Origin of the sequence: Gimesia sp., from assembly GCF_048262075.1 — a bacterium.
Lineage (GTDB): Bacteria > Planctomycetota > Planctomycetia > Planctomycetales > Planctomycetaceae > Gimesia.
The window spans coordinates 387,574-401,963 of the sequence record NZ_JBLXFK010000005.1 but is presented as its reverse complement, the minus strand read 5'-3'; the positions used below and the strand labels follow the sequence as shown (position 1 = coordinate 401,963).

At 52.4% G+C, this 14,390-nt stretch carries 11 protein-coding genes; 8 read left to right on the top strand and 3 right to left on the bottom strand.

From position 1 onward, the window contains the following. The first annotated feature begins 221 nt into the window (after positions 1–221). From ACN0YH_RS13330 to ACN0YH_RS13305, 6 genes are all read left to right on the top strand, one after another. Positions 222–1,394 carry a TIGR03364 family FAD-dependent oxidoreductase gene (locus ACN0YH_RS13330; protein ID WP_417380058.1) on the top strand — a complete coding sequence of 391 codons (1,173 nt, stop codon included), beginning with the start codon at positions 222–224 and terminating at the stop codon, positions 1,392–1,394. Beyond that, positions 1,394–2,746, top strand: a complete 1,353-nt coding sequence (locus ACN0YH_RS13325) for an MFS transporter (RefSeq protein ID WP_417380057.1) — start codon at positions 1,394–1,396, stop codon at positions 2,744–2,746. The genes ACN0YH_RS13330 and ACN0YH_RS13325 overlap by 1 nt, the downstream gene beginning before the upstream one ends. Continuing rightward, positions 2,736–3,320, top strand: a complete 585-nt coding sequence (locus tag ACN0YH_RS13320; protein ID WP_417380056.1) for a phosphonate degradation HD-domain oxygenase — start codon at positions 2,736–2,738, stop codon at positions 3,318–3,320. Before ACN0YH_RS13325 ends, ACN0YH_RS13320 begins: the two co-directional genes overlap by 11 nt. Further along, entirely contained in the window at positions 3,317–4,123 is an 807-nt protein-coding gene (gene phnX / locus ACN0YH_RS13315; protein ID WP_417380055.1) for a phosphonoacetaldehyde hydrolase, read from the top strand. The genes ACN0YH_RS13320 and phnX overlap by 4 nt, the downstream gene beginning before the upstream one ends. A gap of 1 nt (position 4,124) precedes the next feature. Continuing rightward, positions 4,125–5,255, top strand: coding sequence for a 2-aminoethylphosphonate--pyruvate transaminase (phnW, locus tag ACN0YH_RS13310; RefSeq protein WP_417380085.1), 1,131 nt, complete (start codon positions 4,125–4,127; stop codon positions 5,253–5,255). A gap of 163 nt (positions 5,256–5,418) precedes the next feature. Beyond that, positions 5,419–6,522 carry a zinc-binding dehydrogenase gene (locus tag ACN0YH_RS13305; protein WP_417380054.1) on the top strand — a complete coding sequence of 368 codons (1,104 nt, stop codon included), beginning with the start codon at positions 5,419–5,421 and terminating at the stop codon, positions 6,520–6,522. A 44-nt stretch (positions 6,523–6,566) separates the two neighbouring features. On the opposite strand, the gene ACN0YH_RS13300 is transcribed toward ACN0YH_RS13305, so the two are convergent. The 3 genes from ACN0YH_RS13300 to obgE form a co-directional block, all read right to left on the bottom strand. Further along, the gene (locus tag ACN0YH_RS13300; protein ID WP_417380053.1) at positions 6,567–7,772 is read right to left on the bottom strand and encodes a hypothetical protein; all 1,206 of its coding nucleotides are present in this window, start codon (positions 7,770–7,772) and stop codon (positions 6,567–6,569) included. Between the two features lie 430 nt (positions 7,773–8,202). Continuing rightward, positions 8,203–8,472 carry a hypothetical protein gene (locus ACN0YH_RS13295; RefSeq protein ID WP_417380052.1) on the bottom strand — a complete coding sequence of 90 codons (270 nt, stop codon included), beginning with the start codon at positions 8,470–8,472 and terminating at the stop codon, positions 8,203–8,205. Between the two features lie 2 nt (positions 8,473–8,474). Then, positions 8,475–9,476, bottom strand: a complete 1,002-nt coding sequence (obgE, locus tag ACN0YH_RS13290) for a GTPase ObgE (protein ID WP_417380051.1) — start codon at positions 9,474–9,476, stop codon at positions 8,475–8,477. A gap of 541 nt (positions 9,477–10,017) precedes the next feature. On the opposite strand from obgE, the gene ACN0YH_RS13285 reads away from it, so the two are divergent. Together ACN0YH_RS13285 and ACN0YH_RS13280 are read left to right on the top strand one after the other, a co-directional pair. After that, positions 10,018–11,061, top strand: coding sequence for a KpsF/GutQ family sugar-phosphate isomerase (locus tag ACN0YH_RS13285; RefSeq protein WP_417380050.1), 1,044 nt, complete (start codon positions 10,018–10,020; stop codon positions 11,059–11,061). Between the two features lie 64 nt (positions 11,062–11,125). Continuing rightward, on the top strand, positions 11,126–14,272 hold the full coding sequence (locus tag ACN0YH_RS13280) for a hypothetical protein (protein WP_417380049.1): 3,147 nt from the start codon (positions 11,126–11,128) through the stop codon (positions 14,270–14,272). Positions 14,273–14,390 lie beyond the last annotated feature (118 nt).

The following is a 14,390-nucleotide window of genomic DNA, read 5'->3' as shown; positions in this document are numbered from 1 at the left end:
TGAAGGTGATGTAAATATTATCAATTATACTGCGTATTTTGTCATTGTATTTTGAAAAAATTCATCGATACTTTTCCTTGTACAATGAAGCTTGCGATAAGTCTGGCGGGAAGTTTCTCCTGTTCTTCCCGCCAGACTGCCAGCGGGATTGATTTCTGTTACCAGGCAACCGCGTGTCAGGCCTGTCCCGATCTTTCAACACTCACCCTGTTCCTGAAACCATGTCAACTCAAACTTACTCGAGTGAATACGACGTCATTGTGATTGGCGGCGGTGTCCTGGGCGCCTTTCATGCGTACTTCGCCATGCGTCAGGGTTTCAAGACGCTACTGATCGAACGGAATGTATTTCCCCAACAGGCCTCCGTACGTAACTTCGGCTTAATCATTCCCAGCGCCATGCCTCCAGGACGCTGGCGCGACCGGGCGATCGCTTCCTGTGAAATCTATTCTGAACTCTCCAAGTTACTCGGCGTTCCGTTGCGACGCACGGGGACTCAGTATCTGGCTCACACGGAAGCAGAGGCCGACTTCCTGAGACAGATGGCACTGTCCTGTGGAGACTCCCTCTGTTCGGCGGAATTCTATACCGCAGAAGAAACTGTTCGTTCCAGCTGTTGCCTGAATCCGGAATTCTGCCAGGGCAGTCTGTTTTTTCCACAGGATCTGCAGTTGGATCCCGATCAGTTTTTTCGTGCCTTGATCAACTGGATCGCGTGTACGTCAGACTGTGATTATCTACCGAACACCACGGCGATCTCTGTAGTCCCACAGGCCAGCCACAGCCATGTCAGAACATCTTCTGGTAGAGAATTTCAGGCGAACCATGTTTTTGTCTGTTCCGGTGCCGATCTGCAGACTCTGTTCCCAGATATCTATATCACGCGGAACCTGCAGTACTGCAAACTGCAGATGCTGAAACTCTCCAATCCCGAAAACCGTACACTGGGAACAAGTATCGCGTCTCCCATCGCGCTTACGCGTTATCCCGCATTTATGAATGCACAATTTTTACAGGGTATCTCCCTGCCTGTTCCTGACCCGGTTCTGCAGGACCTGGGCATTCAGATCTGGATCACTCAAAATCAGCATAACGAATTCATTCTCGGCGATTCACATGCTTACTCGTCCGACCCGCCTACCGAGTTTCTGTCAGCCGAGGTGGAATCGCAGATCATTAATTATGCGCGAAAGATGTTCGTCAAACTCGACTTTCAGGTGATTGATCGCTGGTGTGGTATTTATACTGAAGAAAAGTCCGCAGGGCTGTTCCAGCAGACACTTGATGACCGAATCCACCTGGTCACGGGGATCGGCGGCAAGGGAATGACCACTGGCCCGGGACTCGCAAAAGAAAATATCGGCCAACTCTCTCTTTCAAAAAGTCGCGCATAATGTCGAAGCATCCGAATCGAAACTGGCAAATCATGACTCTGCTGAGTCTGTTTCTGGGTTATGTCGGCTATTACATCTGCCGCTCCAACCTGGCCGTCGCAACACCGCTGCTGCTCAAGGAATACGAAGGCGTCGGGCTCACCAAAGTTGATATTGGCACTGTTGCCTCCGTCGGGGTGATGTTGTATGCCATCGGAAAAATCATTAACGGTTACCTGGCGGATTTTCTCGGCGGTCGACTGATGTTCCTGACAGGCATGATCGCGTCTGTCCTGTTTTCCATCTGGTTCGGTCTGGCAGGTGGGTTAACCCTGTTCGTAATCATCTGGGCCGGCAACCGATTTTTTCAGTCGATGGGCTGGGTGGCGCTCGTGAAAACTGCCTCGCGCTGGTTTCCCGTACCATGGCATGCAACCGTGATGGCTGTCCTCTCACTTTCGTTTCTGTTCGGCGATGCATTTGCCCGCGTCTATCTGGGCAGCCTGATCATGCTGGGAGAACGCGATACCTCGTTCAGTTTTCTGGCCGACTGGCGTACCGTCTTTTTCATCGCCGCCGGCACACTGGGACTGATTACCGTCTTTGTTTATTTCAGTTTGAAGTCCAGCCCCGTTGATGTCGGCCTGGAAGAACCGGAAGCAAATCCACTGAACGTGTATGGGGCAGAAGGAAACCATGCGCAGCGGATCTCTATCGGGGATGTGCTTAAACCGTTGTTCGCCAGTCCGCTGTTCTGGCTGATCTGCATCATGAATTTCAGCCTGACCCTGGTTCGCGAAACCTTTAACTTCTGGACCCCCACCTTCCTGAATGAAGTCGCAAAATTTGATATTGGCCAGGCCGCGGTAGGCAGCATGCTGTTTCCGCTGGTAGGAGGTTGTTCTGCCCTGCTGGCCGGAGTCACTTCGGATCGCCTTAAAGGGAGACACGGGCGTGTCGTACTACCCAGTCTCATTCTGCTGGTCCTGTCACTGATCTTATTGACTACCATTGACGTCTCGGGCAAACCGTATCTGGCACTCACGCTGCTATCGCTGGTCGCCTTTTTTCTGATGGCCCCTTATTCGTTTCTGTCGGGAGTGATGGCGATTGACCTCGGCGGAAAACGGGGCTGTTCGACCGTAGCCGGGCTCGTCGATTCCGCCGGTTACCTGGGGGCGATACTTTCGGGTCACACGGTCGGAATGATTGCGGAATATTATGGTTGGAAAATGGCGTTTGGCGGGCTGGCGGGAATCTGCTGCACCGCTGTCATTGCCGGTCTGATCTACTGGCGCATTCAGGAACGGCAGATGAACCTCGCGCAACTCTTACCCACGGAACCTGATTGGGAGGATCCGGATGCCCCCTGATAATCCAGCTGCGATCATCGCTGAAATACGACAGCGTTTTCAGGAAAAAGGGGCCGGCATGTATGCCGGCGAAGCAATCTCACAGACAGAACACGCGCTGCAGGCAGCATTCGCAGCCGAACAGGCGGGTGAGTCTGCGGAACTGATCGTGGCTGCATTACTGCATGACATTGGTCATCTGCTCCATCAACACGACGAACACTGCGCGACCCAGGGCATTGATGATCTGCATGAGCGCATTGGCGCGCAATGGCTGGTTCGCTACTTTCCGAAAGAGGTAACTGAACCCATTCGGCTGCACGTTGCTGCCAAACGCTACCGCTGTGCCACCGATGCGGAATATGCATCCCGGCTTTCTCCTGCATCGGTGCTGAGCCTGCAGTTACAGGGAGGCCCCTTTGACTCCGCGGAACAGACGGAGTTCGAACACAATCCCTGGTCGCAGGCCGCATTGCGTTTGCGCAACTGGGATGAAGCCGCTAAAGTCCCGGACTTTGAAACCCCCGAACTCGAGTATTTTTTAATTTATGTCCGGAGAGTCCTGCAGCAGCAGACTCCGGATCCTGGTGAATGAAAGAAATTATGAAACCTGAAACGATCAAACTTGTGATTTTCGACTGGGCCGGCACCACGATTGATCATGGCTGCTTTGCCCCGATCTCAGCCTTTATCAAAGCCTTCAAAGCGTGTGGCGTGGATCTGACACCACAGCAGGCGCGCGGCCCGATGGGCCTGCATAAGCAGGATCACATTCGCAGCCTGTTTCAACTGGAAGAGATCGCCGCGCAATGGGAATCGCTCCACCAGCGTGCCTGGACCGAAGACGATGTCAAACACATCTACGAAACTTTTATGCCGCTGCAGATCGAAGAAGCAAAACTGTTTACCGACCTGGTTCCCAGCCTGTGTGAAACGATTTCGATTTTAAGAGATCGGGGAATCAAAATCGGCTCCACCACCGGTTACCCACGGATTGTGGCGGACCCGGTTCTGGAGGCAGCTCGGGCACAGGGATACTCGCCCGACTTCAGTATGTGTGCTGACGAAGTCCCCGCAGGCCGGCCTGCTCCCTGGATGATCTATCGCAACATGGAAGCACTGGGCGTCTTTCCGCCTGCATCCGTTGTTAAGGTGGGCGATACCGTGCCCGATATCGAAGCCGGTTTGAATGCGGGTACATGGACCGTCGGCCTGACACAGACAGGTAGTGAGGTCGGCCTGACCGTTGCTGAATTTGCTGCCTTAAGTGATGAACAGAAAGCGGATCGATTAGCAATCGCAGAAACCAAACTCAAAAACGCCGGCGCACACTTTGTCATTCCCACACTGCAAGGCTTACCTGGCATTATTGAACAACTAAATGCGAGAGAAAACTGAAATGGACGCGGACATTCCCTACCTGTTACTCACCCCCGGCCCTTTGACCACCACCCGCACGGTACGCGAGGCCATGCTGGCCGACTACTCAACCTGGGACGTGGATTACAACCAGCGCGTGATGGAAATACGCGAGCGACTGGTACGCCTGGCGACGGATTCCGACGCTTACACGGCAGTCTTGATGCAGGGCAGCGGCACGTTTTCTGTCGAAGCAACCATCGGATCGGTCATTCCACCTGATGGAAAACTGCTGGTGATTTCCAACGGTGCATATGGCAGCCGGATTGCTCAAATCGCCCGTTGCCTGAAGATCCCCCTGCAGGAACTGGCATTCTCTGAAACACAACCTCCCGATCTGGATCAGATCCGCGCGACGCTGGCCGCTGATTCCGATATCACGCATGTGGCCATGGTGCACTGCGAAACAACAACCGGCATGATCAACGCTGCCCGGGAAGTCGGCCAACTGGTGCACGCCACCGGGAAGGATTACATCCTCGATGCCATGTCATCCTTCGGAGGCATTCCACTTTCCATGGAAGACGATCATGTGGATTACCTGATTTCGTCGGCCAACAAGTGTATTCAGGGTGTGCCCGGTTTCGGATTTGTGATCGCGAATCAAAAAAAACTCGAACAGACCAAAGGCCTGGCGCGATCTTTGAGTCTGGATCTGTATGACCAGTGGTATGAAATGGAACACAAGGGTGGTAAATGGCGTTACACGTCACCCACGCATGTCGTCAATGCTTTCCTGCAGGCGCTGAATGAACTGGACGCGGAAGGGGGGATTTCTGCCAGACATGCGAGGTATCAGGAAAATCAGACAACGCTGGTCGCAGAAATGCAGAAACGAGGCTTACAGACTCTGCTGCCAAGGGAACTGCAGTCGCCGATCATCACCTCATTTTATTATCCTGAGAGTCCCGCATTCGAGTTCAACCAGTTTTATGATGAATTAAAACAACGACGCTATGTGATTTATCCGGGCAAAATCAGCCAGGCAGATACATTCCGGATCGGCAATATTGGGCACGTCTTCCCGGCAGACATCCTGGACCTGGTAGACCAGATTGAACAGACGCTCAATGGAATGGGTGTGCGTGTAGAAAACCCAACAGTTCAGTAGCTCCGAAAAAAACAAATCGTACACTTTCCGTTTACCGGTTTGCCGTTTATAAAAATGATAACATTTCTATTCGTCACGTATAAAATTGTGTTTGTCTCAAAATTCATCTATCTGAAAAGTAGTTCATTCAGATCGTATTATCTGTCAACAGTCTTAGTGTCTTATGATGAGTGATCAATGTACTTCGATCATCCTGCAGGACGATGATCAAAAGTTAGAATATACCCAAGTCGACCGACCTCAATTGAAACCGGGTGAAGTACTGGTTGAGATTTTGTGTTGCACAATCTGTGGAAGTGACCTGCATACCTTCGAAGGGACACGTTCTACCCCTTGTCCAACCATCCTGGGACATGAAATGGTCGGACGTGTGGTCGATATGCATCCCGAATACACGGTCAAAGATTTTCTGGAACGTCCGGTGGAACTCGGCGACCGGATCACCTGGTCGGTCGCGGTCTCCTGCAAAAAATGTGAATTCTGCAAACGCGGGCTGACACAGAAATGTAAGCAGCTCTTCAAGTACGGTCACCAGCGGCTGGACGAGCAGAATTATCTGAGTGGCGGCCTGGCCAGTCACTGCCATCTGGTCGAAGGCACGACTATTTTTAAAGTCCCCGAATCGCTGCCCGATCTGATTGCCAGCCCGGCGAACTGTGCCACTGCGACTGTCATGGCGGCGTTCCGCCTGGCAGGCGACATCCAGGATAAAACGGTTCTCATTCTGGGAGCGGGCATGCTGGGAGTCACGGCTTCCGCGGTCGCCCATGCTAAAAACGCGGACAAGATCTTGGTAACCGATATTGACCCGGAACGCGTCCGACGCAGCCTGGAATTCGGTGCCCGGCATGCATTGCTGGGAAAAAAAGAACAGCCACTGCATCAGGAAATTCTGCATCTGACAGAAGGACGCGGTGTGGATCTCGTATTCGATATGACGGGAGCCCCCGATGTCATCGAGAGTGGGCTGGAAGCGCTGGCAATCGGTGGCGCCATGATCCTTGTGGGATCCGTTTATCCAGCACGTCCGGTCCAGCTTTCGGCAGAAACGATTGTTCGACGATTACTGCGTATCGAAGGCATTCATAATTACGTGGACCTGGATCTGGCTAACGCCTTGAATTTCCTGGAACGCTTCCAGAACCAATATCCCTTTTCCCGACTCTGCGAGCAAGTCTTTCCACTGAGTGAAATCAAAGCGGCTTTTGAAGAATCGGCTCACCGTCGCTCGTATCGTGTTGCTGTCCTGCCTGAACCGGCTTCCTGATTTTTCAGCAGGTTGAGTTACCAGGATTACGATCTCCCGTAATTTCAGAAATCAATCTCGGCAGATTGCCCCAGATCAATACCCCCTCGGGCAGGACTTGCTCCGCGGTTGTAACGGGTCCCCGGTCGCTGCTGGGCTCGCATTGGTTGTGCAGACCGTCCCACTGGTTGTTGAGGTCGTGTTCTTGAAGCAGACGATGAATCCTGATGCAGCGAGGTGCGAGGCAAACGCTTCGCTTCCGGTACGAAGGCAACCGACTCCTGCACGCGTCTTTTTTCTGGTGCTCGACCGCTGAAGGGAATGCGTGATTCAATCGGCAGAGGGCGTGATTGACGCTGAAACTCTTCGTTCGATTCCACACTGGCCAGCTCGGTCTGTCCGGGCAGCTCCGAGGCAAAGTCGGTTTCCACCTGATCGGGGCTCTGTGAGCGAATCACGAAATCTTTGTTATCAACCGCTGATGGCTGTTTTGGTTCTGTTGCAGCCAACTGTTGACCGGCTGGCAGATTCAAGGCCGGGCTGCCTGCCATAATCCAGCTGCCCCAGCGTTGTTCCAAAGCTTCGACGTTTTTGATTTTATACATTTTGGCAATTGCTTCGTCCCAGCCATTTTTGTGAGCATCTTCCAGAAACATCAGGTAGCGTTTTTTGCCACCAGTCTGCAGCAGGTAATCTGCCAGGGAATAGCCTTCTGCATACAAAGTCAGAACCTGTTGCATTTCAGACGGGTATTCAGTCATCGACAGCAGGTTTCTGAGGGGAATCCGTTTATTGGTTCCCATCACCTGGCGATTCAGCAGACGTTGACGTCGTTTTTCTGATTCGTGTTCCACAATGGTTGCTGCCCCTTCATCGGCCCAGCGAGGCAATGGCCGACGAAAGTGACAGGCAAAGATCGTATGATTGACTTCGTGAGGCAAGACGGAATCCAGGATGCGTTCCAGAGACCCCTGGATCTCCATGTTCCAGCCAAAGACTTCGCCGCCGTCAAACGAGAAGGTCGTCGCACCGCCGGCACCATAATTACCGACTTTGACTTTGATGGGACAGGGAGCAAACCAGTTGGGAAGTTCGTGCCCCAGCCAGGTGATGGCCAGTTCCTTACGATAGATCTCAGCGGCATCCCCCACCTGTTTCGCGACTTCCGCGGACGGGGCATGTGTGACGAAGTTGGGAGTTTTGTAAGAAGCACCCAGCGAGATGAATGAAGCCAGGAATAATACGAGACAGCGACTAAGTTGAGCTTCCATGCCCTCTTGATCCTTTTTGTTGCAGCCACAGATGCGGGTCTGTGGCTGACAAACTCAGCGATTGATTGTAACGGGATAGTTGGGTCGATCACTCGAATTTGGGGTTTGAGATTTGATCGTGGTGGAACCTGAAGTTCCAGTGACTTGAAATGATCGTCGGTGAATTCCATTCAGACGCGGGGGTCATCTCAAGTACGGGAAGTGTATTGCAAACGCAGGGCCAATGAGAAGAGAAATTTCCAGTCACCACAGGTGAACATCAACAAAATCAGGACGCAAGTCTTTTCTAAACAGAGACTTACAATATATATTTCCCGAAGTGTTGATGCAAAAAAAGGCCTATGAACCGCTTGTAGATATTGCAAATCTGACGTAAAAATGGGTCGCTATGCAATTCTTACAATTTGACAGTTCTGGAACCGGATGGGTATCAGAAGCGAATGCGGGCAAAGCCCCAGCCCAGCACAAAGCCGATTCCCATCAGGATTCCCAGCTCGGTAATCCGCTGGGTCTGGTTGGGTGTGAGATTGAAAACGGCCTGGATCAAAAAGCAGAACACCATCATCACTCCCGCACCGTACAAGCCAAACCGTACACGGACTTCCCCCGGAGTACTTTCCCGCTCGCCAGGTAATTGTGGCGCAGGAACGGCTGGCTGCTGTCTGTTTTCTTCCGTTTCAGCGGGGGGCTCCGATTCCACGTTTACGCCTCAACTTCCAGTTCCTCAAGTTCGTCAATAATCATACGCACCAGCTTATCGAGATTAGAACCGGTTGCAGAAGAGATCTGCATAACAGGTCTTCCCAGTTCTTCTCCCAGCAGTTCGGCGACCGGTGCGGCATCGGGCAGCTCGCTTTTCGTGACAACGATAATTTCCGGACGTTCCATCAGGCTGGCATCATACAGTCGCATCTCTTCCCGGATCTGGCGGTAATTCTGAATCGGATCGGTCTGATCCATGGGAGAAGGTTCGACCAGATGCACTAGAACCCGCGTGCGTTCCACGTGCCTGAGAAATTCGTGACCCAGGCCAACGCCCGCGTGCGCACCTTCAATCAGTCCGGGAATATCCGCCATCACAAACTGATGGTCAAAGCCCACACGAACCAGACCTAAGTTCGGATATTTGGTGGTAAACGGGTAATCAGCAATTTCCGGATGGGCTTTCGAAAGCCGACTCAGCAATGTCGATTTGCCCGCGTTAGGCTTACCGACCAGCCCCACATCGGCGATCAGCTTGAGTTCCAGCGAAATGTCTCTCAGTTCGCCTACTCCCCCTTTTTCAAATTCGCGGGGCGTCTGATGGGTGGCTGTCGCGAAATGACGATTGCCACGGCCCCCTCTTCCCCCTTTGGCGACCACGACCTTGTCGCCACTCTGTTTCATATCACGCAGCAGATTTCCGCGTTTACTGTCAATCACCAGTGTGCCCGGAGGCACCATGATAATGGCATCTTCGCCGCACTTCCCGGTCTTCAAGCTGCTCGACCCATGACCGCCGCGCTCGGCATTCCAGTGTTTGTGGCCGATAATATTTCCCAGGCTGCTGACATTTTCATCGGCGATGACAATCACATCCCCCCCCTTGCCACCATCACCACCATTCGGACCGCCACGGGGTACGTGGGCTTCCCTGCGAAAGCTGGCACAACCATCACCGCCGTCACCGGCTTTACAATAAATATCGACGCGATCTACAAACATGATATTCCGACTACTGTTTCTACTCTGCTAAGTTTTACGACCGGTTCCTGTGCGGATACGATTCACAAACACAGGCCCCCTGTGATTCACCCCTGCCGCTGACTGGCAGCATCAACTACATCCCGTTTGATATCAGGATGTTGTGAATTCACGGACATTAATTTCTGCGTTGATTCTACGGCACGTACGTTACGGCGGGTAGAAATATTTTCCTGCTGTTTCTACTGAAAAAACGCAGTGAGCCCAGATGAGACGACCAGCTGCCCCATGGCCGCCGGGCTTCTTATTGTAGATTCTTATGATGAAAATACGAGTGCCCTTTGATTCATTCTTGGACAATCCCCGCTTCATCACTCATTCAACCTGATTACTCGGATTGAATTAACCAGACACCCTTTAAACACATAACACCACAATCCCTTTGAAAACAACACCTTACGACACATCCTGGCCCTCAGATTCACATTGACCTGTTTCAGGGATCTCTTTATACTCCCGCACCCTGAACATGCCCGCAAGGATGCGATAAAGGACTGGCGTGATGAGTTCCCTGCCTGCAAGGTCGGTTATAGAGTTTTCTCAGTTTGATCAATTACGAGATGCGCGTGAGATAATCTTCAGCGAAGCAGACGCCTTGCGCCAGATGGGCCGCGCACTGGGAACCGAACTTTGCGACGCGGTCGACTTAATCATGTCCCGCAAAGGCGCGGTCATTTTAACGGGCATGGGGAAAGCGGGATTGATCGGCCAGAAGATCTGCGCCACGCTCTCTTCGACAGGAACCCGTTCGCATTTTCTGCATCCCGCGGAAGCCATTCACGGCGATCTGGGTTGCCTGCACGCCGAGGATACGATTCTCGCCTTGTCCAACAGCGGAGAAACGGAAGAGATACGTCGCCTGCTGCCACTGATACAGAAAATGAATCTGCCTATCATCGGAATCACGGCGCGGACGTCGAGCACACTGGGCGCTGCCTGCCAGGTGGTTCTGTGCCTGGGAGACCTGAAAGAAGCGGGCCCGCATCAGCTGGCGCCATCGACGACGACCACAGCCATGCTGGCGATGGGCGATGCGTTGTCACTGGTCATCAGCAAAGCACGAGGCTTTTCGCCATTAGAGTTTGCCACGTTTCATCCTGGTGGCAGCCTGGGGCGCCGTTTAACAAAAATCAATGAAGTCATGCGCCCCCGAACTGAAGTACGTGTTACCGGAGAAACCACTTCCATCCGAGATGCCTTTGTAAAACTGAGCCTGCCCGGTCGACGCAGCGGGGCTGTGATCATCATTAATGATGCCAACCGGGTCACGGGAATTTTCACAGACAGTGATCTGGCCAGACTGCTGGAAGAGCGCCGGGAAGAACAACTGGATCAGCCCATTTCCCAGGTCATGACCAGAAAACCCGCGACGATTCAGGATGAGGCTTCCCTGGAAGCAGCCATCGATTTACTGAAAGCCCGCAAGTTAAGTGAGCTGCCCGTCGTAGATCAGGGACAGCATCTGGTCGGGCTGATAGATATTACAGACGTGATTGGCTGGCAGCCCGGACTGGAATCTGCCGGCACCAGCCAGAAAACAGGGTAATCTGGTTTTCCTTTTCATTTCTACTGACCTTTCACTTCCACTACTAGAAACGTTTTCCATTCGCATGACCGGAACCATTCACTATAACAGGAATGGATTTTTCGATCGCCTGATAGCCAACCGCCTGTTGTTGACCTGGTTCACAACAGCCGTGCTGTCCGGTGCCTACCTGCTCTACGCGCAGGCCATGCGCACGGTGATTAAAGAACAGGTCATCCGCCAGGAGTTCCCCGAAGAAGTCTTCACATCTCCCGCTTATGCCTCGGGGAATAATGAGAAAGCGAAAACTTTTCTACCCGAGCATGACTGGGCCGCCGATGCCCGGTATCAGTTCAAAGATGAAAATATCTTTGTCTACACCGAGCAGTGGGAGCAGGAGGAGAACAACAAAGCCGTCCGCCTCAAACCTTTTGCCATGTTGATGTTCGACCGGAAAAAAGGGGAAACTGAAGCACCTGTCGCTTTGGTGAGTGAAAAAGCTCTGGTCCGTTTTGAATATCCATTCGGAATTAAACACACCGATCCGGGGCGGATGGTTGCCGGTTCACTGGATGGTCGTGTAAAAATTACAGGTCCCAACGGTTTGATCATCTGGGGCCGCAATTTCTTCTACGATGAAGCGTCGATGAATATCTGGAGTGCCCACGAAGTCCAGTTTGCTTATGAAGATCATCGCGGCAAAGCGCGAGGCATCGAAATGAAGCTGATCCCTTCTACAACGAAACTCCAGGAACTCAAGCCTGCAGTGGAAGGCATTCGGGAAATCATGTTACGCCACGACGTGGAAATGACACTGGCGATTAAGAAAAGCACCAAGCCTGCAGAGTACGGAGCTTCACGCTTTGCAAAGGTAAAAAGTAAAGGCAGTTTTACTTTTAACCTGGAAACGAATCAGGGTACGTTTACTGACGACGTGCGGGTCTTCCACCCAACCAGTCCACAACATGCAGATACACTGGAATGTGATACGCTCCAACTACAGTTCGTGCGTAAAGATGAACAGGGTAATACACTCACAGACGTCGCAGCTCAGACTACCCACTCCAGTGGAAAACTGACTTTCGAGGAACTCGTGGCGACGGGCAGAAATGTCACGCTGACTTCCTCAGAAAACCAGTTTACCGGCACAATGACCCGGCTGTTATACAACGAAGCGACCAAGACCATCATGCTGCAGGACCAGCAGGCTGTGCGGATTTTCCAGCAAGCATCGGAACTGCAATGCCCCGACATCACGATCAATCAGGATCAGGAAGGGCGACTGGAAACCGTACTCTGCAAAGGCGTCGGATTTATCAAGCATCGTGATCCGGGCAGCGGACAACTGCTGATGGCTGCGCAATGGGCTGATTATATGAAAAAGTCGATTGATCCGGAAACCAGACTGGAAATGGTGGAACTGGAGAAAGACTGCATCGTCAGAAAACCAGACGCGGAATTTGCACTTGCCGCGCATAAAATTTGCCTGTGGCTCAAGGGAGAACTCCCTTCAGTCAAACAGCCACAGCACGCGCGACTGCCTGTGAATCAGACTGACAGCGATGATTCACAGAAGATGAAGAACAAAGTTGACCCGTATAAAATGATCGCAGAACGGGACGTGGCAATTTACAGCCCGCAGCTCCGCGGAAAAACAAAACGGCTCGAAGTCTGGTTCGATGAAGAAACAAAACCCCAGTCGGCACCCAATGCGCCGATAGGAGAAACGGCTCCGCCGAATCTTTCCCCAGTGAAACATGCGGCGTTCGCTGTGGAAGACACACTGCCTGAACAGCGACCACAAACTGCTGCGAACCCTGCAGGTCGCGCCAAAGTTCCAGCACAAAAAAATTCGCTGCTTCCTGGAAACAAAGACGCTTCTCCGGAACCGATTATGGTGGTTGCAGAGCTGATGAAAATTCGCATCCGGAAAAATGACGAGGATAAAGACGAAGTTTCCGAGGTCTGGACTGAAGGAAATGTGACCGTCGAACAGTTCGATGCCCTGCAGGACGAGCCCCTGCATATCACGGGCAATCAACTGCATATTCAAAACAAAGGCAGCAATGATCAGGTCCTGCATGTGATTGGCAACCCCGCCAAAATCAATGCCCAGGGTTCTCAGATTGAAGGCGAACACATTTATCTGTACCGCCTGGCAAATCGGGCGGAAGTCCAGGGGAAAGGCTTACTGCTGCTCCCGGTGCGCGGCGGACAAAAGGCGGCTGGTGGATTACTTTCCGGAGCGGAAAGCATCACAAAAGAGAGTAGCCTGGCGTCTCCCATTGCCGCAGACGCAGACAGCCAGGACAACCTGCTGGAAATTCACTGGGAACAGGAAATGATCTTTGATGGGTTGACCGCGAACTTCTTTGGAAAAGTCAGAACCAACCTGGGCGACAACCGGCTGCGCTGCCAGGAGATGGAAGTCATCCTGTCTGACCGGGTCTCCTTTACGGAAAAAAATCCCAGCGAACAAAAACCGGACGTGCATTTCATTACCTGCCGCGATGGAGTCGAAGTGGAAAGTAATGAATATCTGGACAACCGCCTGGTTGGCATTCGTCGCGCCAGTTTCTGGCAAATGAACGTGGACCAGCAAACCGGGAACGCCGAGGCCCGTGGTCCCGGCTGGCTCGTTTTGTGGCGACGGGAAAATCCTGAAAAAACCACTTCGCAATCCAAAGTATCGCAGGCCAACCTGCCGCAAAAAACGGAGAGCGACAGCTGGAATTACACCCGGATCGACTTCAATGGAAAAATGGCCGGCAATGTTTCACAACGGAGCACGACTTTTGATGATCGCGTGCAGATCACCTACGGCGGCGTGAAGCGACCATTGGATACCATCGACCCGGACAGACTGCCCCCCGGCGCCGGTTCGATGCGGAGTAACAGCCTGAAACTGATTCAACATGATATCGACGGACAGGAAAAGAAATCCATTTCCATGCTGGCGAAAGGGAACGCCGAAGTAGAAGGAAATACTCTGATCAAAAGCAAACGGACTCCCACCAGCCAGGAGTTCAGCGCCAGTGCCGACACCATCAGCTTTGATCAGTCAAAGGACCAGTACACACTCCGCTCGTTTGGAAACCGCAAAGCAACACTTCGTCGATTTTCACGCTCTGGACAGACTCCGACCAGAAGCGTTTCACAACAGATTGAGTTCTCTCCGTCCTATGATCGGGTCACATTACACGGGGTAACCGAAATACAGGGGCTGCCTTAAGTCGATTCCGCGCGAAATGGGAGATTCTTTCTTTTTTCCCCCCACAAACTCCCCTACAATCGAATAAGAAGTTATGCCTGCAAAAAAAGTCTTTGCTGGATTTCGAATAAGGAACAAC